Annotated in this window: 1 protein-coding gene; it reads right to left on the minus strand. The window is 66.3% G+C overall.

Annotated elements, in window-relative coordinates:
* A partial coding sequence (locus tag AC1D0N_RS31885; protein ID WP_477250592.1) for a DUF5801 repeats-in-toxin domain-containing protein occupies nt 1-520 on the minus strand: 520 nt, incomplete at both ends.

Consider the following 520-nt stretch of genomic DNA (forward strand, 5'->3'; position numbering starts at 1 on the left):
GGTCAGCGTGAACACCAGCGCGTTGCTGCCGGCCGTGCGGCCCTCGACGACATTGCCATTGAGGACCAGGTTCACCGCCTGGCCGGTTGCCGTGTCGATCAGGCCCGAAGGACCTGCCACCACGCTCAGCCCATAGATCAGCGTGCCGGCGCCATCGGCGCCGAAGGCCGAGGTGAAGTTGGCGGCGAAGTTCGCCGTCGCGTCCGTCGCAAGCACCGTCTCGTCGACCGTCAGCACAGGCTGGGTCGCGGCCGAGGCCGAGATCGAGGGACCATCGTCCTTGAACACCAGGTTCTGGCCGATGTCGACCGAGGCCGTTGCCGAGTCGCCGTCCTTGTCGGTGATCGTTGCCGTCACCTTGATCAGGTTGTCGGCGCTGAGGGTGGTGCTGTCATCGGGGTTGGCGGTGTTGGGATGGACCACTGCCCTCTGCTGATCGAGTGTCACGTCGCCATTGGCGGTGTTGACGGTCAGCGTGAACACCAGCGCGTTGCTGCCGGCCGTGCGGCCCTCGACGACA

It is taken from the genome of Mesorhizobium sp. P2_E10 (assembly GCF_056404235.1).